Origin of the sequence: Chromobacterium sp. IRSSSOUMB001 (assembly GCF_023507765.1) — a bacterium.
Lineage (GTDB): Bacteria > Pseudomonadota > Gammaproteobacteria > Burkholderiales > Chromobacteriaceae > Chromobacterium > Chromobacterium haemolyticum.
Map to the genome: position 1 here is coordinate 203335 of NZ_JALCYU010000007.1, position 20790 is coordinate 224124.

Annotated in this window: 20 protein-coding genes and 1 tRNA gene; 3 read left to right on the forward strand and 18 right to left on the reverse strand. The window is 60.4% G+C overall.

Features of this window, described 5'->3' with window-relative positions:
- Positions 1-80: 80 nt before the first annotated feature.
- The 11 genes from MOV80_RS11765 to MOV80_RS11815 form a co-directional block, all read right to left on the reverse strand.
- Positions 81-818 carry a molecular chaperone gene (locus tag MOV80_RS11765; RefSeq protein ID WP_019099935.1) on the reverse strand — a complete coding sequence of 246 codons (738 nt, stop codon included), beginning with the start codon at positions 816-818 and terminating at the stop codon, positions 81-83.
- 376 nt (positions 819-1194) lie between these two features.
- Positions 1195-1785, reverse strand: a complete 591-nt coding sequence (locus MOV80_RS11770) for a fimbrial protein (RefSeq protein WP_019099933.1) — start codon at positions 1783-1785, stop codon at positions 1195-1197.
- Positions 1786-2818: 1033 nt separating this feature from the next.
- On the reverse strand, positions 2819-3898 hold the full coding sequence (gene corA / locus MOV80_RS11775) for a magnesium/cobalt transporter CorA (protein WP_019103285.1): 1080 nt from the start codon (positions 3896-3898) through the stop codon (positions 2819-2821).
- A 7-nt stretch (positions 3899-3905) separates the two neighbouring features.
- Positions 3906-5399, reverse strand: a complete 1494-nt coding sequence (gene ppx, locus MOV80_RS11780) for an exopolyphosphatase (RefSeq protein ID WP_275975334.1) — start codon at positions 5397-5399, stop codon at positions 3906-3908.
- Between the two features lie 192 nt (positions 5400-5591).
- The gene (gene phoU / locus MOV80_RS11785) at positions 5592-6293 is read right to left on the reverse strand and encodes a phosphate signaling complex protein PhoU (RefSeq protein ID WP_019103598.1); all 702 of its coding nucleotides are present in this window, start codon (positions 6291-6293) and stop codon (positions 5592-5594) included.
- A 142-nt stretch (positions 6294-6435) separates the two neighbouring features.
- Entirely contained in the window at positions 6436-7095 is a 660-nt protein-coding gene (gene rpiA, locus MOV80_RS11790; RefSeq protein WP_043590916.1) for a ribose-5-phosphate isomerase RpiA, read from the reverse strand.
- Positions 7096-7208: 113 nt separating this feature from the next.
- Positions 7209-7685, reverse strand: a complete 477-nt coding sequence (gene ispF / locus MOV80_RS11795; protein WP_043590913.1) for a 2-C-methyl-D-erythritol 2,4-cyclodiphosphate synthase — start codon at positions 7683-7685, stop codon at positions 7209-7211.
- A gap of 1 nt (position 7686) precedes the next feature.
- Complete coding sequence (gene ispD, locus MOV80_RS11800) at positions 7687-8370, reverse strand: 2-C-methyl-D-erythritol 4-phosphate cytidylyltransferase (RefSeq protein ID WP_081575840.1); 684 nt, start codon at positions 8368-8370, stop codon at positions 7687-7689.
- Positions 8367-9086: a DNA polymerase III subunit epsilon gene (gene dnaQ / locus MOV80_RS11805; RefSeq protein ID WP_249605124.1), complete on the reverse strand. Its 720-nt coding sequence runs from the start codon at positions 9084-9086 to the stop codon at positions 8367-8369. The genes ispD and dnaQ overlap by 4 nt, the downstream gene beginning before the upstream one ends.
- A 70-nt stretch (positions 9087-9156) precedes the next feature.
- Positions 9157-9600 (reverse strand): ribonuclease HI, encoded by a 444-nt coding sequence (gene rnhA, locus MOV80_RS11810; protein ID WP_118268251.1) that lies wholly within the window; start codon positions 9598-9600, stop codon positions 9157-9159.
- A 46-nt stretch (positions 9601-9646) separates the two neighbouring features.
- Entirely contained in the window at positions 9647-10372 is a 726-nt protein-coding gene (locus MOV80_RS11815) for a methyltransferase domain-containing protein (RefSeq protein ID WP_019103604.1), read from the reverse strand.
- Positions 10373-10385: 13 nt separating this feature from the next.
- Between MOV80_RS11815 and gloB the strand changes: the two genes are divergently transcribed.
- Both gloB and MOV80_RS11825 read left to right on the forward strand, forming a co-directional pair.
- Positions 10386-11150 (forward strand): hydroxyacylglutathione hydrolase, encoded by a 765-nt coding sequence (gloB, locus tag MOV80_RS11820; RefSeq protein WP_043590904.1) that lies wholly within the window; start codon positions 10386-10388, stop codon positions 11148-11150.
- A 314-nt stretch (positions 11151-11464) separates the two neighbouring features.
- Positions 11465-13285 carry a LysM peptidoglycan-binding domain-containing protein gene (locus MOV80_RS11825; RefSeq protein WP_107731673.1) on the forward strand — a complete coding sequence of 607 codons (1821 nt, stop codon included), beginning with the start codon at positions 11465-11467 and terminating at the stop codon, positions 13283-13285.
- Between the two features lie 55 nt (positions 13286-13340).
- Here MOV80_RS11825 and MOV80_RS11830 read toward each other — a convergent pair whose 3' ends face one another.
- Complete coding sequence (locus MOV80_RS11830) at positions 13341-14420, reverse strand: FUSC family protein (RefSeq protein ID WP_019103607.1); 1080 nt, start codon at positions 14418-14420, stop codon at positions 13341-13343.
- A 3-nt stretch (positions 14421-14423) separates the two neighbouring features.
- Positions 14424-14876 carry a D-aminoacyl-tRNA deacylase gene (dtd, locus tag MOV80_RS11835; RefSeq protein ID WP_019103608.1) on the reverse strand — a complete coding sequence of 151 codons (453 nt, stop codon included), beginning with the start codon at positions 14874-14876 and terminating at the stop codon, positions 14424-14426.
- A gap of 135 nt (positions 14877-15011) precedes the next feature.
- Here dtd and yaaA point away from each other — a divergent pair, with 135 nt between their 5' ends.
- Complete coding sequence (gene yaaA, locus MOV80_RS11840) at positions 15012-15785, forward strand: peroxide stress protein YaaA (protein ID WP_043590899.1); 774 nt, start codon at positions 15012-15014, stop codon at positions 15783-15785.
- Here yaaA and MOV80_RS11845 read toward each other — a convergent pair whose 3' ends face one another.
- The 5 genes from MOV80_RS11845 to metG form a co-directional block, all read right to left on the reverse strand.
- On the reverse strand, positions 15786-16781 hold the full coding sequence (locus MOV80_RS11845) for a 2-hydroxyacid dehydrogenase (RefSeq protein ID WP_019103610.1): 996 nt from the start codon (positions 16779-16781) through the stop codon (positions 15786-15788). It lies immediately after the preceding gene.
- 150 nt (positions 16782-16931) lie between these two features.
- Positions 16932-17008 (reverse strand) — tRNA-Met (locus tag MOV80_RS11850).
- 421 nt (positions 17009-17429) lie between these two features.
- Entirely contained in the window at positions 17430-18056 is a 627-nt protein-coding gene (locus MOV80_RS11855; RefSeq protein ID WP_043591039.1) for a VC0807 family protein, read from the reverse strand.
- A 173-nt stretch (positions 18057-18229) separates the two neighbouring features.
- The gene (locus tag MOV80_RS11860; RefSeq protein WP_019103612.1) at positions 18230-18415 is read right to left on the reverse strand and encodes a hypothetical protein; all 186 of its coding nucleotides are present in this window, start codon (positions 18413-18415) and stop codon (positions 18230-18232) included.
- A 255-nt stretch (positions 18416-18670) separates the two neighbouring features.
- Complete coding sequence (gene metG / locus MOV80_RS11865) at positions 18671-20731, reverse strand: methionine--tRNA ligase (protein WP_043590898.1); 2061 nt, start codon at positions 20729-20731, stop codon at positions 18671-18673.
- Between the last annotated feature and the right edge of the window lie 59 nt (positions 20732-20790).

A 20790-nucleotide genomic window follows, 5' to 3' on the forward strand; every position in this document is an offset into this window, starting at 1 on the left:
CAATGGGTCTGGACATATACGCATGGCTGGGCTTTATGCAAACAGACAGCCGCCCACACTCAAATCGGCGTAGTTCGGCGTCACTTAACGCGGGGGTCGCGCGGGCGAGGACGTGCCTCTTGGCCTGCGCCTAGCGAGACTTCGTATTCCACATGGCCGCCAAAATCGTTGATGATGCCGTATTGCAGCTGTGCGGCATCAACGCTGACGGCCGGTTTCAGCGGCCATTGCCCGCTGCCGCCGGGCGCCACCATGTAAGCGCTGGCCAGCTCCTGCCCGCTTTTTCCGGCCTGAAGCTTCAAATCCACCATCGTCACGTGGTAACGGCTGGGGTTGTCCACGCGCAGCACTCGCTTGCCTTCGACTTGTATCAGGCTCCATTGCAAAGCTTCCGGCGCTTGCAAAGCCATATCTCCGTCCAAGTCAGAAGGACGGAAAAAGACTTTGATGCGTTGCCTAACCGCCAGTTGAAGCACATTGTCGCCGTTCGCCGCCTGAGGAATTTCCTGCACATTGAGCCAGAACACCGACTCACGGCCATCGGGCGCGCCGCTGCCTTCGTACAACACTCGAAGTAATTGTTGCTGCTTGGCTGGCAAGCGCGCCAAAGGCGGCGTCACCGCGAATGGCAACTCCCCCTGCGGCCCCGTCGCCGGCTCTAGCCAGGACTGGACTAGAATCTCTTCGCCCAAGTTACTGACGGTAATGGATGCCTCCTTGTTATTACCGTCAAAGATGATGCGGGTGCCGTTAAGGGCAATGCCGGCCCAAACCGGGCTCATAGCCAAGGCCAGAATCAAGGGCAAAATGGTTTTCATGGAGGTAGATAGCGCCACGGAGTATCCAACAAGAACCCGGGCGGTTCACGCGGCCGGGGTGTGATAAGAACCTGTTCAATGTCTGCTGCATTTGAGCGGGGTTTTAGACAAGAGCGTTGAAAACAACCTCAAAATGCTCACGCACCACTTGTACATTCTGCTTTTTAGGTCGTTTTCGCCTTGTCTCGTCCTTACTCGCGAGACTTTAAACAGGCTCCAAGAGCACCCGCTCAAATCCAGCAAAGGAGGAAAACGGGATTGACTAGAAGCAGGCCAGCAAAGCCTCTCCGTTTTCTCGCTCCGCCTTCTTCATCGCCTTGTAACTCGGCCGAATGTAGAGCGGGTTCTCGGCGCCGGACGGCGCCATGCAAACGGCTTACTCGTAGGTCAGGGTAAACGGCAAACTGGCATTGGCGATGCCCGGCTCCAGCGCGCCGCCCGTGGTGACATAGGCTGCGGCAAAACTGACGCGGCGGACTTCGTCAGCCGCTCCCGCCCCCTCTTCCTTCAGCAAGGCTCCATCAGTCAGGTTATAGGCCCTAGGGTTGGCTACGGCAGCGCTGTCGAAAACGGCAATGCCAACGCCCTTCGCAAAACCAGGCGATGCGGTGCCATTGTTGACCCGCAGGATGTTGTTACCGCTCAAAACCTCTGGCGCGGACCCTGCCAAATTCATCGACACCTTACTGGCGGTTTTGCAAATAATGTCGAAATTCACTTGGCGGCTGCCGCTGCCGGTGAACTTGGGATTAGCCACCGTGCCGATGTCTTCCACCGACACGGTGCCCATCTCCACCTTGATGCTGGATGCGTCGCCATTGGGCGAGCTAAGCCGGCAAGTGTCCGAAGTAATACTGCCCGTGAAATCAATTTGGCCAGATAGGGTCTCGGCAAACACCGGGCTGGTGACAAACACGGCCAATGCTGCCAAAACAACCTGTGTTTTCTTGCTGCTCAACATTTTCATAAAAAATCTCCCGCAGATTAAAAAACCGCCAGCCATAAGCTCGCGATATTCGACGGCACAAGTGCGTCAATCCGAAAACTTTAAATCCGTGTTCGACTCTATTCGTTTAAGCAATTGTAAAACATAGGATTAATCCTATTTAATTGTCATTTTAATCTCATAACTCCATAATGATTTTAATTTCATTTAAATATATGTATTTTCCGGAATTTAGCCCAACAGACCTCCATCCGCATTTATCACTCCCATGAAAATAAGCAGCCGAGACATCTAAAAAAACAGGGGTGCGTAGAAGATCTGTGCAGAGGATTTGAGTGCAAACTATCCCTGCATGCGGGAGACGGCTGACGATTTGGACCTGCTAACAAAATCCCAAGGCCTGCCTTGCATCTTTTTTCGTATGGCTGGTATTGCAGGTTTGAAGTATTGTTGCGGGTCTTAGCGGGCTAAGAACCTGTTTATGATCTGCTGCGCGTCGGCGAAACAGCGTTGAAAAAGGCATTCGAAATGCTCATGTACCACGCGTACGTTCCGCTTTCTCAGCCGTTTTCGCCTTGTCTCCCCCTAGCTCGCGAGATCGTAAACACGTTCTAAGGCGAGATAAGGGGGACCACAGAGAAAGTGGAACCACCATGCGACGTCTCGCGACGCTCAGCAGATCGGGAGGAGGTATCGAAACCGAGGAAATGAGATTTTCAGGAAGGGAAAAGGGCAACGGGAGGCAGAACTCCCCCGGCGGCTTGTTGACTGCCGGCAAAACTTATAGGGCCGCATTCATCATCCATGCGACAAGCTCGGAGCGTTGCGACAGAAAAAACCGTGCACACGGAACATGGAACTCTGACGCAGGCACTCATCGCACAGTGTTTCTACCAACGCGCGGCAACTCTCTAGAGCCTGTTCGAAATCTCGCGAGCAAAAGCGAAACAAGACAAACACGGCAGAGCAAGAGGAGTGTACACATGGTATATGAGCATTTCCAAGCCGGTTTCAACGCCGTATCGCCGACACGCAGCGGACCTTGACCGGGCTCTTAAAGCCAGCGTCGCTTCCAGAACAGCCACCCCAACCCGCTGGCGATGCCCAGCATCGCCACCAGCACTAGGTGGTAGCCGTAGTGCCATTTCAGCTCCGGCATGTATTCGAAATTCATGCCGTAGATGCCGGCGATCAGCGTCAGCGGCATGAAGATCATGGTCAACACGGTCAGCACCCGCATTTGCAGGTTGAGGCGGTGAGATTGAGTGGACAGGTAAAGGTCCAACATATCGCCCACCATCTCGCGCGACATTTCCAGAGATTCGATTACGTGCATGGTGTGATCGTAGGCGTCGCGCAGATAGACCAGCGTTTCCGGCTTGAAGAAGCCATGTTCGCCGCGGTTCAGCGAGATCAGCATTTCCCGCATCGGCATCAGCGCGCGGCGCAGTTTCAGACAATCGCGCTTCAGCCGTTGGATCTGCATCAACACGCCCTGATCGCGACCGCGCAGCAGGGTGCTGTCCATGCGCTCCACCCTTTCGTTGAACTCGGTGAGTACGCCGAAGTAGTCGTCTATCATCGCGTCCAGCAAGGAATAGCCCAGGTAGTCGGCGTCCTTGTGACGCAGCAGGCCGCGTCCGCGGCGCAGCCGTTCCCGCACTTCTTCGAACACACCGGTGGGGCGCTCCTGGAAGGTGAGCACGAAGCGGCGGCCGATGACCAGATAGATCTGGTCGGACAGCAGCCTCCCCGCCCCGTTTTCACCGTGCTGGTGATAGTCGAACACCCGGCTGGCGACGAACAAGTAATCGCCGTAGTCCTCCACCTTGGGCCGCTGACGCGCGTTCATGATGTCTTCCAACACCAAGGAGTGCAGGCCGAAGCGCTGACCGATGGCGCGCATCACCTCGGGTTGGTGCAGGCCATAGACATTGAGCCACAGCACGCCGCCGCCGGGCTGGTGGGCCAGGCCTTCCGCCACGGTCTGGAACACGGTTTCCTGCAATTGCTCCGGGCTGTATTCGAACAGAGAGATCGAGGCTTCCGGCAACTTCGCCTCGCCCACCGACAACAAGGTGCCGGGCGCTTCGCCCAGCGTGGGAATGCGTTTTTTCAGAGTGGCGTGGCGCATGGGCGGATCACACTTGCACGATGTCTAGCACGAAGCCGACGTTCTTCCACTGGCCGATCTCCTGTTTGAAGCCGCTGGCGGTCAGCGGACTGCCTTTCAGCCAGACTTTGTTCAGGGTCAGCGCGAAGCCGGTAGCGTGCTGACGCAGGTCCAGCATTTCCGGCAGCGCAATATTGTTGCGGCTGCGGTGGAACAACACAGCCAGCCGCAGCGATACTACCGCCTGCCACAGGCTGGAATCTTCCATGTATTGCCGCATCTTGCCCATGTCGCCGCGGTGGCCCAGCACGATGGCGGCCAGCGTGGCCTGCTCGCGCTTGGAGAAACCGGGCATGTCGGCGTGCTGCAAGATGTAGGAAGAATGCTTGTGATAAGCGGTGTGCGAGATGGTCAGTCCGATTTCGTGCAACTTGGCCGCCCACAGCAGGCGCTTGAGCATGGCCTGGTCCACGTCCTCGCCGGCCACCATCCGATACAGACGCTCGGCCAGGGTGGTGACGCGTTCGGCCTGGCCGGTGTCCACATGGTAGCGGCGTTTGAATTGGGTGACGGTGGTGTCGCGCATGTCCTTTTCACGCTGGCGGCCTAATAAATCGTATAGCACGCCGTCGCGCAGAGCGCCTTCGGCCACCGTCATCTTGTCGATGGCCAGTTCCTGAAACACCGCGATCATGATGGCGAGGCCGCCTGCCAGCACCGGCGCGCGGTCGGCCTTGAGGCCGTTGACGTCGATGGCGTCTATGCTGCCCTGCCGGATCAGCAGCGCCTTGAGCTTTTCCATCCCGGACAGGGTGATGTCCGCAGTGCTCCAGTCGTTGATTTCCAGCACGTCGCGCAAGGAACGCGCGGTGCCGGAGGTGCCCACCGCCAGCTGCCATTCCTCGCGCTGGTATTGATGGGCGATGCGCTGGATCTCATTGCGCGCGGCCAGAATCGCATCCTGGAAATTGGCCTGAGTCAGCTTGCCGTTGCCGAAATAACGCAATGTGTAACTAACGCAGCCCAAAGGCAGGCTTTCCGTGACCAAAGCCTTGTAATGGCTGCCGATGATGAACTCGGTGGATCCGCCGCCGATGTCCACCACCATGCGCCGCTCCTTGGTGTCCGGCAGAGAGTGGGCGGCGCCCAGATAGATCAGCCGCGCTTCTTCGCGACCGGCGATCACTTCAATGGGAAAACCCAGCAGCGGCTCGGCCTTGGCGATGAAATCCGCCGCGTTCTTGGCTACGCGCAGGGTGTTGGTGCCCACCGCGCGCACTTGGGCCGGGGTGAAGCCGCGCAGACGCTCGCCAAAGCGGGCGAGACAGGCCAGCGCCTTGTCCTGGGTTTCCTGGTCCAGCTGTTTGTCGGCGGTCAGGCCCGCGCCCAGTCGCACGGTCTCCTTCATCACGTCCAGCGCGTACAGCTGGTCGTCCACCACCCGCGACACTTGCAGGCGGAAGCTGTTGGAGCCCATATCGATGGTGGCGAGCACGTTGTTTGGGGGCGTGGTCAGTGTCAAAGACACCCCTTCTCTCTTTATCAAGGCCCGCGCCCGCGCGGCTGCGCCGGCGGAAACGGGGGGATTCATCATCAGGTTGGATCGCCGGGGGACTGGCACGGACGCCGGACGCAACAATGGCGGCAACACCGAATGTTACCGCCATTTTAGGCAAACCGTCATGTCAAGTCGCCGTGACCGGCGCGGTCAGGCTCAGCCCAGGGTTTCTCGCTTCTTGGTTTCCAGCGTGGTGTGACGGATATCCTTGCCCTTGACCAGGTAGACCACGTATTCGGAAATATTGGTGGCGTGATCGCCGATGCGCTCTATCGCCTTGGAGATGAACAAGGTGTCGATGGACATGCTGATGGTGCGCGGGTCTTCCATCATAAAGGTGATCAGCTGACGCAGTTCGGCGGCGAAGTCCTCGTCCAGCTCCTGGTCGGCCTCGGCCAATTCCAAGGCGGCGCTGGTATCCAGGCGGGCGAAGGCGTCCAACGCGCGGCGCAACATGCTCAGCGCCGAGTCCGCCATTTTCTCGATTTCGCGGAAGCGCGGCATCTGGTAGCGCTCCGACTGATAGATGGTCTTGCCCATGCGAGCGATCTTCTTGGCTTCGTCGCCGATGCGCTCCAGATCCGTGATCACCTTGATCACGGTGAACACGATGCGCAGGTCGCTGGCGGCCGGCTGACGGCGGGCGATGATGTGCAGGCAGTCGTCGTCGATGGTGACTTCCATCGCGTTGACCAGCGCGTCTTCGGCAATCACCTTGTCCAGCTTGTCAATGTCGCCTGCCAACAGGGCTTCCACCGCGGACAAAATCTGCTGCTCCACCAGTCCGCCCATCTGCAGGACGCGGGTGCGGATGGTTTCCAGCTCCATATCGAACTGTTTGGAAATATGCTCTGCCATGTCTGCCCCAAACCAAAACCTGTCAAAAAACGCTATGTTAATGCGGACAGATGACGACGATGTGACAATTCATCTGCCCGCTTCCGGGCGGCGCAAGCCTGTTCAGAGGCAGGTGCGCGCCGTCAGGACTTTGAGTTGGCCGTTAACGGATTTCTTCGACGCCGCTCTGACGGCCCAACACCAGCACATCGGCGCGACGGCGAGCGAACAGGCCGCAGGTAACCACGCCAGCCAGGTGGTTGATGATTTCTTCCAGTTCCACCGGCTTCTGAATCTTCAAGCCGTGCACGTCCAGGATCACATTGCCGTTGTCAGTGGTCACGCCCTGGCGCAGCTCCGGGTGGCCGCCCAGCTTAACCAGTTCGCGCGCCACATAGCTGCGCGCCATCGGGATGACTTCGATGGGCAGCGGGAAGCCGCCCAACATGGCGACGTATTTGGTTTCGTCGGCAATGCAGATGAATTGCTCGGCCACGCTGGCGACGATCTTCTCGCGGGTCAACGCGGCGCCGCCGCCTTTGATCATGTGCAGGTGGTGGTTGATTTCGTCGGCGCCGTCGATGTACACCGGCAACGCATCCACTTCGTTCAGGTCGAACACCGGGATGTGATGGGCCTTGAGGCGGGCGGTGGAGGCGTCGGAGCTGGACACCGCGCCGCGGATGCGGCCCTTGATCGCGGCCAGTTCTTCGATGAACAGATTGACGGTGCTGCCGGTGCCCACGCCGACGATGCTGTCGTCCGGCACGAATTCAATGGCCTTCTTGGCCACGGCAAGCTTCAGTTGGTCCTGAGTCAACATGGTAATGCCTCCTGTGTTTGGATGGTGTTGCGCCGGGCGGATTATGGCACGGGGCGATCCGCCAGACACCTGTCATCAATTGCGAGCCGCAAACCGCGAATCGCGGCGCGGTTTTACACGGACGTCAGCAGGCAGACGGCTTGCGCCTCTATCGCCTCGCAACGCCCCAGATAGCCCAGCTTCTCATTGGTTTTACCCTTGACGTTGACCGCGTCGAGGTCCAGGCCGAGATCTTCGGCGATGGCGGCGCGCATTGCGTCGATGTGCGGCGCCAGCTTGGGCTGCTGCGCAATCAGCGTGCTGTCCACATTCACCGGTTTCCAGCCGGCGGCGCGCACGCGCTTGGCCGCTTCGCGCAGCAGCGCGCGGCTGTCCGCGCCCTTGAATTCGGGATCGGTGTCCGGAAAGTGACGGCCGATATCGCCCAGCGCCGCCGCGCCCAGCAGCGCGTCGGTAATCGCGTGCAACAAGGCGTCGGCGTCGGAGTGGCCCAACAAGCCCTTGTCATGCGGAATGTTCACGCCGCCCAGGATCAACGGCCGGCCGGCCACCAGTTGGTGCACATCGTAGCCCTGTCCCACTCGAAACATATCAATCCTTTCTTGCCGCCAGCACCGCGCGCGCCAAGGCCAAATCGCGCGGATAAGTCACTTTGAAATTCTGGGCGTCGCCTTCCACCAGGCGCGGCTTGCCGCCGCAGCGCTCTATCGCGGAGGCCTCGTCGGTCACGTCCGCCAGATCGCCGCCTTGCAGCGCCTCCCGCAATTTGCCGTGGCGGAACATCTGCGGGGTTTGCGCCAGCCACAGGCCGGCGCGCGAAACGGTGACCGCCACGCGTTGATCCGCGTCGGCGCGCTTCACGGTGTCGGGCACCGGCAAGGCCAGCAGGCCGCCCACCGGATCGTCCCCCACTTCGGCCAGCAGCCGCTCCACCGCGTCCGCGGTCAGACAGCAGCGCGCGGCGTCGTGCACCAATATCCAGTCGTCGGCCTCGCAGTCCAACGCCGCCAAGCCGTTGCGCACGCTCTCGGCGCGGCTGACACCACCCACGCGCAGCACTTGCAGCTTGGGAATGTCCCAGTCGAAATCGTCAAACCACTCGTCGCAGGGAGAAATCACCACCGCCACCGCCTCAACGGCGGCCACAGAGGCCAACGCCTGCAGGGTATGCCACATCAGCGGCTTGCCGTTCAGTTGCAGGTATTGCTTGGGACTGGGCGCGCCAAAGCGGCTGCCATGGCCAGCGGCCGGCACCAGCGCCAGGTAGCGGCTCACGTGCCCTCTCCGGCCGGCGTCTCCAGGCTGCGCCACAGGCAGGTGCCCTTCACCGATTTGTCCAGATCGTTCAGATAGTTCTGGTGATCGGCCAGTTCCTGCTCGTTGGCGCGCTTGACGATCAACGGCTTGCGCTCGAAATCCATCGCGCCGTGCTGGCCATTGGGCAAGTCGACGTCAATGTCCATCACCAGGCTTTCCTGGCCGCGGGTCATCCATAGATAGACTTCGGACAGCAATTCGCAGTCCACCAGCGCGCCGTGCAAGGTGCGGTTGGAGCGGTCGATCTCGAAGCGGTCGCACAAGGCGTCCAGGCTGTTGCGCTTGCCGGGGAACAGATCGCGCGCTTCGCGCAGCGTATCCACCACGTTGGCGCACAGGTTCTTGATGGACGGCAGGCCCACTCTTTCGAACTCGGCGTTGAGGAAGCCGACGTCAAACGGCGCATTGTGGATGATCAGCTCCGCGTCGCGCAGGAAGTCGGCCACTTCCTCGGCCACCTCGCGGAACTTGGGTTTGCCTTCCAGAAATTCCAGCGAGATGCCGTGCACGCGCTGGGCATCCGGATCGATATCGCGTTCCGGATGGATGTAAAGATGCAGATGCTTGCCGGTGAGCTTGCGGTTGATCATTTCCAGACCGGCGAATTCGATGATGCGATGGCCTTGGGCGTGTTCGAGACCGGTGGTTTCGGTATCGAGAATGATTTGTCTCATGCGCTATCCTGGCGGCGGCCGCCGCCGGCGGCACCGCTCTGAACTCTGAAGAAAGGCAGGCGCGGCCGGATCAGGCCAGCTCCACGCCTCGGTTGGCCAGTTGATCGGCCCGTTCGTTGAACTCATGGCCGGCGTGGCCTTTGACCCAGCGCCACTCCACGTGCAGGTGGCGGTTACGTTCGGTGTCCAATTGCTGCCACAGATCGGCGTTCTTCACCGGCTCCTTGGCCGCGGTCTTCCAGCCCCGGGCCTTCCAGCCGTGAATCCACTCGGAAATGCCTTTTTGCACATATTGGGAGTCGGTGTACACCACCACCCGGCAGGGCCGGTTCAAAGTGGCCAGGCCCTTGATCACGGCCAGCAACTCCATGCGGTTGTTGGTGGTATTGGCCTCGCCGCCGCACAATTCCTTTTCCTTGCCTTTGAAGCGCAGCAAAGCGCCCCATCCGCCCGGCCCCGGATTGCCCTTGCAGGCGCCGTCGGTATACATCTCTACCTTGTCTTCAGTCGTCATGCTGTCTCGTCATTGCCGGGGCTTGCGTCCCGCTTGCTGTGTTGTCTCATGGTTCTCTGTGGCTGTGATGACGCTCGTTGCCGGCGGCCACCGCCAGACCGGTTTTGGCCTTGGCCTGCTTCCAATTGGGCAGAATCAAGCGCATGCCGCGCTGACGTTTGATCGCCTCAATGCCGTACACGCCGGCGGCCAATGGCCACCAGCGGTCCCCGGCCCGCTCCATGAAGCGGAAGCGTTGCACCCAGTCGCAGCGGGAAAACGGCGGCGCGTAGCCCATGAAGCCCCCGCTCGCGGGCTCCAGTTCCAGCAGGGTCAGCCAGTCCTTGATGCGCACCAAAGACAGAAAGTTGCCGCTCCACGGCGCGTTTTCACGCCCCTGGACCAGCCGGCGCACGCCCCATAGCGACACCGGATTGAAGCCGGTGAGGATCAGCCGGCCCTCCGGCATCAGTACGCGCTCGGCTTCCCGCAGTACCTGATGCGGCACGGTGGTAAAATCCAGCACATGCGGCATCACCAACAGGTCCAGGCTGCGGCTCTCGAACGGCAGTTGCTCCGGATCGCACAGGATCTGAGCCGGTCCGGAATCGGCGACGCGGCACTGCCAGGGAATGCGGTTGGCGCGCAGGAAGTCGACTTCCGGCAATCCCAACTGCACCGCATGGAAGCCGAACACGTCGGCGACGGCGCGATCGAAATAAGCCTGCTCCCGCTCCAGCAGATAACATCCCAATTCGCTGGAGCTCAGCCAGTCGCTAAACGAATTCTTCATTGAGAGAAGCCTTATGCCAGCCAAATTCACCGTCAGCCCGGTAGGGGCCTTCACTGACAATTATATCTGGGTTTTGCATCACAGCGGCCGCGCTGTCGTGGTGGACCCAGGCGAGGCCGCGCCGGTCTTTGCCTTCCTTGAGCGGGAAGGGCTTCAGCTGGAAGCCGTTCTGCTCACCCACCACCACGCCGACCATATCGGCGGCGTGGCCGAGCTGTCCGCGCGCTGGCCGGACGCCCCCGTCTACGGCCCCGCCGACATCGCCTTGGTCTCTCGCCCGGTGATGGACGGTGCCCGCGTCGAGCTCTCCTTCGGCGCGGCCTTGGTGCTGGAAGTTCCGGGCCACACGCTGAACCACCTGGCCTATGTGATCGACGACGCGCTGTTTTGCGGCGATACCCTGTTCGGCGCCGGCTGTGGCCGACTGTTCGAAGGCACGCCGCGGCAAATGCATGATTCGCTGGCCAAGCTGGCCGCGCTGCCGAACGCCACCAAGGTCTACCCGGCTCATGAGTACACCTTGGCCAATCTACGCTTCGCGCTGACGGTGGAGCCTGGCAATCCTGTGCTAGCCATCCGCATGAGCCGGGACCTGAAGCTGCGCGAACAGAATCTGCCCACCCTGCCCTCCACCATCAGTCTGGAGCGAGCCAGCAACCCTTTCCTGCGCGCGCATGAGCCTGCGGTGCGCCAGTCCGCCGCGCACTGGAGCGGCCAAGCTCTTGATGAGGTTGTCGAAGTCTTTGCCGCGTTGCGAGAGTGGAAAAATCGCTTCTGAGGAATTTGTTCATGAGCTCGCAAGTTACAGCGAAACAAGGCGAAAAAGACGGGAAAAACGGAAGACCCATCTCCGTTCCTCGGCCCTTCAAAGGCGTTTTCAAGGCCGTATCGCCGGCGCGCTGAGGTCCGTGAGCAAACGCTGAAACCATGACAAGAAACTATATCCTGATCGCCACTGTTAAAAATAACTGGCACAGGGCAGTCTGTATGGCCTATATGTCAGCAAAGCACATGAAGTTATTTGGTTTTTTGGTTGACACCCCTATGTTGGCTGTTTAGCATCAGCCGAAATCAGAATTCCGGGCCCGCCAAATGAATCGCTTCACCCCGTTGGCACTTTCGCTGTCATTTGTTTTTTTATTTGCCTCCGCCGCGCACGCGGATGGGGCGTTTCGCCAATCCGTCGGCGTGGACGAGGGCCTGGCCGCCGGCCTGGACATGATGCTGCTGAACTCCAGCCTGCTTCGCAACGGCGACAACGTTTGGGAACGCGCGCGCGAAGGCTTCCAGCTGCCGGAAGTGAACGCGGAGATCGTGCGCCGCCAGGAACGCTTTTATGCCAGCAAGCCGGAATACTTCCGCCGCACGCTGGACCGCAGTAGAAAATATCTGTTTCACATCATGAACGAAGTGGAGCGCCGCGGCATGCCCACCGAGCTGGCGCTGTTGCCGCTGGTGGAAAGCGCCTTCGTTCCCACCGCGAAATCCCATGTCGGCGCCTCCGGCCTGTGGCAGTTCATGCCGGCCACCGGTCGCCACTACGGACTGGAACAGACTTGGTGGTACGACGGCCGCCGCGACGTGATGGAAGCCACCCGCGCAGCGCTGGACTATCTGGAAAACCTGTATGGACAGTTCGGCGACTGGAACATCGCGCTGGCCGCCTACAACTGGGGCGAGGGCAACGTCTCCCGCGCCATCGCCCGGCTGCAGGCCAGCGGCCAGGAAGTGACTTACGAAAATATCCGCATGCCCAACGAAACGCGCAACTACGCGCCCAAGTTGCTGGCGGTGCGCAACATCCTCAACGATCCGGCCAAGTTCGGCGTGCGCCTGGACAAATTCCCCAACAAGCCTTACTTCGTTGCGGTTTCCACCGGCAAGCACATGAACATCGACATCGCCGCCAAGCTGGCCGGCATGTCCATCAGCGAATTCAAAGAACTGAATCCAGCCTTCAACCTGCCGGTATACGCGCACAAAAACGGCCGTCAGATGCTGATCCCGGCTGCCAAGGCCGACAAGTTCCAGGCCAACCTGGCCAAGTGGGACAAGCCACTGCTCACCTGGGAAGTCTACACTCCGCCCGCGGACGCCAACGTCAGCCTGATCGCCAGCGAGCACGGCATGAGCGCCGGCCAGTTGATGAGCGCGAACAATCTGAGCAGCACCTCGCTCAAGGCCGGTCAACCGGTGCTGGTGGCGATGAGCAAGGATCAGCGCGACATCCGTCCGCTGGACGCCACCGATACCGCCTTGCCGGAAAGCGGCGACAGCGCCACCCTGTTGGCGCAGGCGGAAACGCCGCCGCGCGCGGCGCCGGCGGTGATGGTCGCCTCGGCCCAAGCCGTCCAGCCAAGCACACCGGTTGCGCAGGCCCAGGCGCCGCAAGCGAGCGCCCAGCCCACTCCCGCCCTGGCCGCCGCGCCGGAAACGACGCCGACGCAGGCAAAAGCCGTCCTCGTAGCGACGGCGCCCCCGGCAACGGCTGCTGCCGTGGCGGACGCCGACGGCAATTACACCGTGGCCGCAGGCGACACCCTGTACAGCATCGCCCGTCGCTTCAACCTCGGCCTGGACGATTTGAAAGCGGCCAACCAGCTGGACTCCAACACCGTTCTGGTGGGCCAGGTGTTGAACGTCAACAAGACCATGGACAAGAGCGTAACGCTGCTGGCGGACAACCGAGCCAGCCAGGCGCAGCAAGACGCCTTGCTCAAAGTCAGCAGCCTGCAGATCAACCAGCGCGCCACTGGCAGCGTGCCGGCCGAATACGTGGTGCAGCGCGGCGACACCCTGTTCAGCATCGCCCGCCGCTTTGGCGTCAACCACAACGATATCCAGCGCTGGAACGATTCCCGCCAGTTGACCCGGCTGCAACCAGGTCAGAAAGTGCGCATTCAGGGCTTATAAGCGCGTGGACACATGATAAAAGCCAGGGAAACCCTGGCTTTTATCATGTCCGCCGCTATCGGTCGCGTCCTTGACTGGCGCTGCTCAGCCAGCGCCATACCATCAGCAGCACCCCGCGACTGGGCGGCGGCACCTGCATCAAGCTGGGCAGCAGCAGCGCCAAGTCTTCGCGCAAATGCTCGGCGACCAGATTGAACTCCGCGGTCAGCCAATGGCAATACGAAGGCTTGTCCAGCGCCAGCGGACTCACGGCCTCCTCCAGCGTCTCCGCCAGCATTCCCGGCTGGCTGAAACGCATCCCGTGAGCAGCGCGCATCAGCGTGCGAACAATGGCGCGGCGCGACTCCGCGCCGTCGGTCAAGGCCGGCGTATCCTGGGCGACCTCGCTCATCCGGTCCAGCAGGCTGCACAGGGCGCGTTGCCGCCGCTGGATGGCGTCAAAACGGCCGCCGGACAGGCCGGACTCCTGCACCGCCGCCGCGACCAGCGCGCGCATGCGGATCAAACGGCTATTAAAACGCTCCAGCGCTAGCCCGGCGTCCACCTCGCGCCGCCGTGCGATTTTGCTGTACAGGGTGGCCGCTTCGCGCAAATTGTCCGCCAGCAAGAAACGCCAGCTGTCTATCGCCCGCAATGGAAACAGCCCAGCGGCCACCAAGCCCAGCACAGAGCCGGCCAGCACATTGAAGCTGCGCCACAGCGCGGCCTCCACTGGCTCGTTGCCTAAACCGGCGACAATCACCATGGTCAGCCCCACCAGCAGCGCCAAATACTCGCCCTTGCCCAGCGCGAACCAGGCGCTGAGCATGACCAGCGCCGTCATCCACGCATAGCAAGACAGTGGAGAGTGGCGGTACAGAGCCATCGCCACCAGGCCCGCCGCCGCGCCCAGCAAAGAACCGCCCATGCGCTGCAAAGCCTTGCGCCTCACCCCGCCCCAATGCGGCACGCTGCCCAGCACGATCAGGATGGTCACCAGCATCCAGCTGCCGTGGGGTATCTCGAACAACAGGTTCAAGCCGAGCCCAACCAGAAACGCCGCGGCCACTCGCAGCACATGTGCCTGCCGGGCATACAGGTTCAGATAATACGGCGTCAACAGAATGCGCCATGACCGCCAGCGGCTGCCTTCCATCTCTCACTCCATCGTCTTGCTGTCCAGCCAGATCGTCACCGGACCATCATTGACCAACGCCACCTGCATGTCCGCGCCAAATACGCCTGTGGGCACCGGCTTGCCCAGAGTCTCTGCCATCGCGGCGACAAACTGATCAAACAAGGGCCTAGACCGCTCCGGCCGCGCCGCGCGCGAATACGATGGCCGGTTCCCCTTCTTGGTGCTGGCAAACAAGGTGAACTGGCTGACCGCCAATACCTCGCCGCCGCAATCCAGTACCGAGCGGTTCATCACCCCGGCCTCGTCGTTGAAAATCCGCAGTTGGCTGAGCTTGCGCGTCAGCCAGGTAATATCCTCCGCCCCGTCCTCTTCTTCTATGCCCACCAGCAGCAGCAGTCCTGAACCGATCTCGCCGGTCACGCGCCCCTCCACCGTCACCGACGCCTGCCTCACCCGCTGCACCAATACCCGCATGTCTTCTCCTTGCCTGACCATCATAGATTCAAATCCTGGCCTGCATTTTAGAGCCAAGCGCGCCGCCGGTCACGACGGCGGGCCAAGCCCGGCGCAGTCCAGTACAATGGCGGTTGCTCAATAAGGATTCGTCTCATGCTGATGGTCATCTCACCAGCCAAAACGCTGGACTTCGACACCCCCGCCGCCACCGATCAATACACCCAGCCAGACTTCCTGCACCACAGCGCCGAGCTGATCGAGGAGCTGCGCGCCAAGAGCCCGCTGGAAATCGGCAAGCTGATGAGCATCAGCGATGCGCTGGCGCAATTGAACGTGGGCCGCTACCACGACTGGCAAGCGCCGTTCAGCCCGGCCAACGCCAAACAAGCCGTGCTGGCGTTCAAGGGCGACGTCTACGAAGGCCTGAACGCCGCCAACCTGGAGCCAAGCCAGATGAGCTATCTGCAAAACCATTTGCGCATTCTGTCCGGGCTCTACGGCGCGCTGCGGCCGCTGGACCTGATGCAGCCCTACCGGCTGGAGATGGGCACCCGCCTGAGCAACCCGCGCGGCAAAAACCTGTACGAGTTCTGGGGCGACACCGTCACCCACGCCTTGAACGCGGTGCTGGAGCAAAGAAAAGACCCGGTGTTGGTGAATCTGGCCTCGGAGGAATACTTCAAGGCGGTGAAGCCGGCCAAGCTCAACGGCAGCCTGATCACCCCGGTGTTCCAGGACCGCAAGAACGGCCAGTACAAAATCATCAGCTTCTACGCCAAGCGCGCGCGCGGCATGATGGTGCGCTGGGCCGCGCTGCATCAGGTCAGCCAGCCGGAACAACTCAAGCACTTTGACAGCGCCGGTTACGCCTTCGATGCGACGGCCTCCAGCGAACTCACCTGGGTATTCCGCCGAGATCTTCCCTGACTAAACGGAGATGGCGTTAACCAGCGCCTCTCCCCGCTCGAAAGCGCCGGCGTTGCCTAAGGTGGTGTCGGCGATATTCATCAGCGCCTCCCGCGTCAGAAAGCCCTGGTGGGAAGTTACCAGCACATTGGGGAAAGTCAGCAAACGCGCCAGTTGATCGTCCTGCAGTCCGCTTTCCGACAGGTTCTCGAAAAACACGCCTTCTTCCATCTCGTACACATCCAGGCCCACGCCGGACAAGCGCCCGGCCTTCAGCGCCTCCAGCAAGGCGGCGGTGTCGACCAGGCCGCCGCGACTGGTATTGATCAACACCGCGCCCGGCTTCATCCGTCCCAGCGTCTCGCGATTGATCAAGTGCCGGCTTTCCGCCGTCAACGGCAAATGCAGGCTGATCACATCCGCCTGCCGCCAGATTTCCTCCAAAGATACGAACTCGCAACCCAGACTGGCCGCCAGTTCGGCATTGGGATACAGATCATAGGCCAGCACCCGCATGCCAAAGCCGCGGGCGATGGACATCGTGGCCTGACCGATTCGGCCAGCGCCAAAGACGCCCATGGTCTTGCCGTGAAGATCGAAACCCACCAACCCATCCAGCGAAAAATCCATCTCCCGCACCCGGGTATAGGACTTGTGAATGCGACGCACCACCGCCAGCAATAAAGCGAAGGCGTGCTCGGCCACCGCGTGCGGCGAATAGGCCGGCACCCGGGTCACCGCGATGCCTTGCTGGCGGCAAGCCGCCAGATCCACGCCGTTGTAGCCGGCGCAGCGCAAAGTCACCAGCTTCACACCCGCCGCCGCCAGCTTCGCCACCACCGCAGCGTCCAGCCTGTCGTTGACGAAAGGACACACCGCATCCACCCCCTGAACCAGCCCCACGGTGTCCTGGTTCAAACGCGGCTCGAAAAAATGCAGTTGATGGCGGTGATTTTGATTGGCGGCCTCCAGCGCGTGGCGGTCGTAATTCTTAGCGTCAAATACGGCAATGCGCATGCCTGGGCTCCCGAATGCAAATAGATAAAACCACTATAAAGCAGCTCTTCTCTCAACTAAAAGCCTGGCGCGCAGCCAACTCCGGCCCTCCCGGGCGAGAATGAAAAAGCAAAAAAGCCCGAAGCTGTTTTAGCTTCAGGCTTTTTTAACTGGTTGCGGGGGCAGGATTTGAACCTACGACCTTCGGGTTATGAGCCCGACGAGCTACCAGACTGCTCCACCCCGCGTCTGATCTGTCTGCTGTGTTTCGTGCAGAGGAGTGAACTATACCCCGCCACGTTTCCTTGGTCAAGCCTTTTGACAAAAAGATTACAGACGCGCAGAAAGTTCGCCCCCAGATGATTCATACTTGTTAACAGTTGATCTTTGCTGCCACACACCTGATCAACAAAGACCGTCTAAAGTGAACTCAAGGTCAGCGCAGTCGTTCTCCCCGAGCGATTGCGGCCCGAGAAGTCAGCCGCCTGTCTGCCAACAGGCACTGCCGATGCGGGCGCGATCTTTGTGCATTTTGGAAGACATTGCCGCTGCGGTTTCGACTGCCAGCGAAGCCGCAAACCAAGCAGCCGTGTCTTTCCTCCTAAGTGTTCATCACGGAACTTCAGGGCCGCTTATGCGGCCCTTTTTTTATTCTCCCTACCCAACACGTCAGGACGCAGCCATCGCCATGGCGGCTTCGCGCCGCATCCGCCGACGATACAGCAAGGTCATCAGACACAACCCGCCCATCACGCCATAGCTGATGAACGGCGCAACCAGCAGAAAACGCTCTACCGGCCAGGTCCAGGCCAGATAAGCGCGCCCGCCGGCCTCCAGGCTCAGGCCCAAACCCCACCACAGGGTCATCCGCTGAATAGCGCGTCTAAAACCGTCAAAGCGCCACAGCTGCTCAAATCGCTCCCGTCCCTGCTCGGACTCTCGCGCCAAGGTCGCACGCGCCAGATAAAACACCAGCGGCCGACGCAGCGCCAAAGACAACAAGAAACCGCAGCCTATCAAGCCGGTGATCAAGGACTCGCGTAGCAACAGCAGCCGCGCGTCGCCGCCCAGCAGCATGGCCAGCAAGGACAGGCCTATCCCCAGCAACACCAACAGGCTCAAGGCGTCCACTCGCCGGAAGCGCAGCAGTTCGACCACGCTCCACAATACCGGCGGCAAGGCGGAGAACATTAGAGCGCCGGCCTCGCCCCAGCGTGGCTCGCCATAGCGGTAACACAACCAGGGCAGTAGGAAATTAACAATGATTTCCAATATCAGTTTTGCACGTTGCGGCACGGAACCTCCGCCATCAAATGCAAAAAGCATGAACAATTTGCATCGAAACGTCAACTGCCTGGCTTGAGTTTTTCACACGGGAAGAAACCGACCGGCCAAAAACAAAGCCCCGCGTTTCGCGGGGCTTCATCTGTAATCTGCGCAATGGAATGGACAAACGCAGGGGAGTGGCATCAGGCGGCCGCCTGAATGAAGGCATTGGCGGGATACAAGGCGCTGGCCAAGCCCAAGGCGGACTTGAAAGTCACTTCAAACATCTTGCCAACCTGTCGAATGCTGACCACTTCGTAATGCATGGTAGAGCCGCTGTCCTTGTGCTCAAGGATTTTGTAGCCGGGTTTCAGTTGAGAAATTTTCATGATGGTTCATTCCTTTTTCTTTTTTTTGGGTTGTTCAAAATTCATTTCATCTAGAGACATACCATATTTTCAAAAGTTCCGCCAGCCGGACGAGAATGTTTCGCATTTGGCTTACAGTGAATGTAACAGCCTCAGATGACAGCCTGGTGAAGATTTCAGGGCCGCGAAATGACGCGGCCCCTGCATGCCAATATGACAGCAGGGGCCGCGGGACCCAACTAGCAAAAAGAACAGTCAGGATTAGGAACTACCGGCTTAGCCGATGCGCATGCCCGGTTTGGCGCCTTGATCGGCGTCCAGCAGGAACAGGCCTTCGCTATCGTCCTGGCCGGAAGCGCAGACGATCATGCCTTGCGATACACCGAAGCGCATCTTGCGTTCAGCCAAGTTGGCCACCACCACCACATTGCGGCCCACCAGTTTCTCAGGCTCCTGATAAGCCTTGCGGATGCCGGAGAAGATATTGCGCTTCTCGAAGCCCAGATCCACGGTGAACTGCAGCAGTTTGTCCGAGCCTTCGACGAAGTTGCATTTCAGCACCTTGCCGATGCGCAGATCCAGCTTGGCGAAGTCGTCGATCTTGATGGTTTCGGCCAGCGGCTCGTATTGAGCGGCGGCCGGGGCGTCTGCGGTAGCTTGCATATTCTGTTTGTTCGCTTCTATCAGTTTGTCGATCAGTGCAGGGTCTATGCGCTGCATCAGGTGCTGGTAGGCATTGATCTTCTTGCCCAGCAGCAGGTTTGCGGCGTCGCTCCAGGCAAGCGGCGCCACGTCGAGGAAGGCTTCCACGCCTTCGGCCAGCTTGGGCAGCACCGGCTTCAGGTAAATGGTGAGCAGACGGAAGGCGTTGATCAACACGGTGCAGACTTCCTGCAAGCGCGCGTCCTGCCCTTCCTGCTTAGCCAGTTCCCACGGCTTGTTGGCGTCCACGTAGGCGTTGACCACGTCGGCCAGCGCCATCACGTCGCGCAGCGCCTTGGCGTATTCGCGCGCTTCGAAGGCGGCTGCCAGTTCGTCGGCGGCGGCCTGCAGCTTGGCGAGGATATCGCCGTCGCTAACCTGGCTGGCCAGCATGCCGTCAAAGCGTTTGGCGATGAAGCCGGCGGAGCGGCTGGCGATGTTGACGAACTTGCCCACCAGATCGGAATTCACCCGCGCGACGAAGTCGTTCAGGTTGAGGTCGATGTCTTCGATGCGGCCATTGAGCTTGGCGGCGATGTAATAGCGCATCCACTCCGGGTTCAGACCACAATCCAGGTAGCTCTTGGCCTGGATGAAGGTGCCGCGAGACTTGGACATCTTCTGCCCATCCACGGTCAGGAAGCCGTGGGCGAACACGCCGGTGGGCGCGCGCAGGCCGGAGTAGTTCAGCATCGCAGGCCAGAACAAGGCGTGGAAGTACAGGATGTCCTTACCGATGAAATGGTACATCTCGGTCCGGCTATCCTTGCCGAACCATTCGTCGAAGTTCAGGCCGCTGCGATCGCACAGGTTCTTGAAGCTGGCCATGTAACCGATAGGCGCGTCCAGCCATACATAGAAGTACTTACCCGGCGCGCCGGGGATTTCGAAGCCGAAATACGGCGCGTCGCGGCTGATGTCCCAGTCCTGCAAGCCGCCGGAAATCCACTCGTTCATCTTGTTCAACGACTCCGGCTGCAGATGCGGCTGAGTCGCGCCGTCTGCGCGCACGCTGCCGCCGCCGGTCCACTGCTTGAGGAAGTCGGCGCATTCGCCCAGGCGGAAGAAGTAGTGCTCGGAAGTTTTCAGCACCGGCTTGGCGCCGGACACGGCCGAATACGGGTTCTTCAGCTCGGTGGGGTTGTAGGTGGCGCCACAGACTTCACAGTTGTCGCCGTACTGATCCTTGGCGCTGCACTTAGGGCATTCGCCCTTGACGAAGCGGTCCGGCAGGAACATTTGCTTTTCCGGATCGAACAGTTGTTCGATGGTGCGGCAGGCAATTTTGTCGTCGGCCTTCAAAGCCAGATAAACCTGCTCCGCCAGCGCCTTGTTTTCCGGGCTGTTGGTGCTGTAGTAGTTGTCGTGGCCGATCAGGAAGCCCTGGGAATCCGCCAGGTGCAGTTCGCGCACGCTGTCCACCAGCTGCTCAGGGGTAATGCCCTGCTTTTCCGCGGCCAGCATGATGGGCGCGCCGTGGGTATCGTCGGCGCAGACGTAATAGCATTCGTGGCCGCGCATCTTCTGGAAGCGCACCCAGATGTCGGTCTGAATCTGTTCCAGCATGTGACCCAGATGCAGCCCCGCGTTGGCGTAAGGCAATGCGCTGGTCACCAGAATCTTGCGTTTGGTCATTAGGATTGTTCCAAAGGTGCGATCTCAAACGATCGATTATAGAGGCAGTCGCCCCCGGC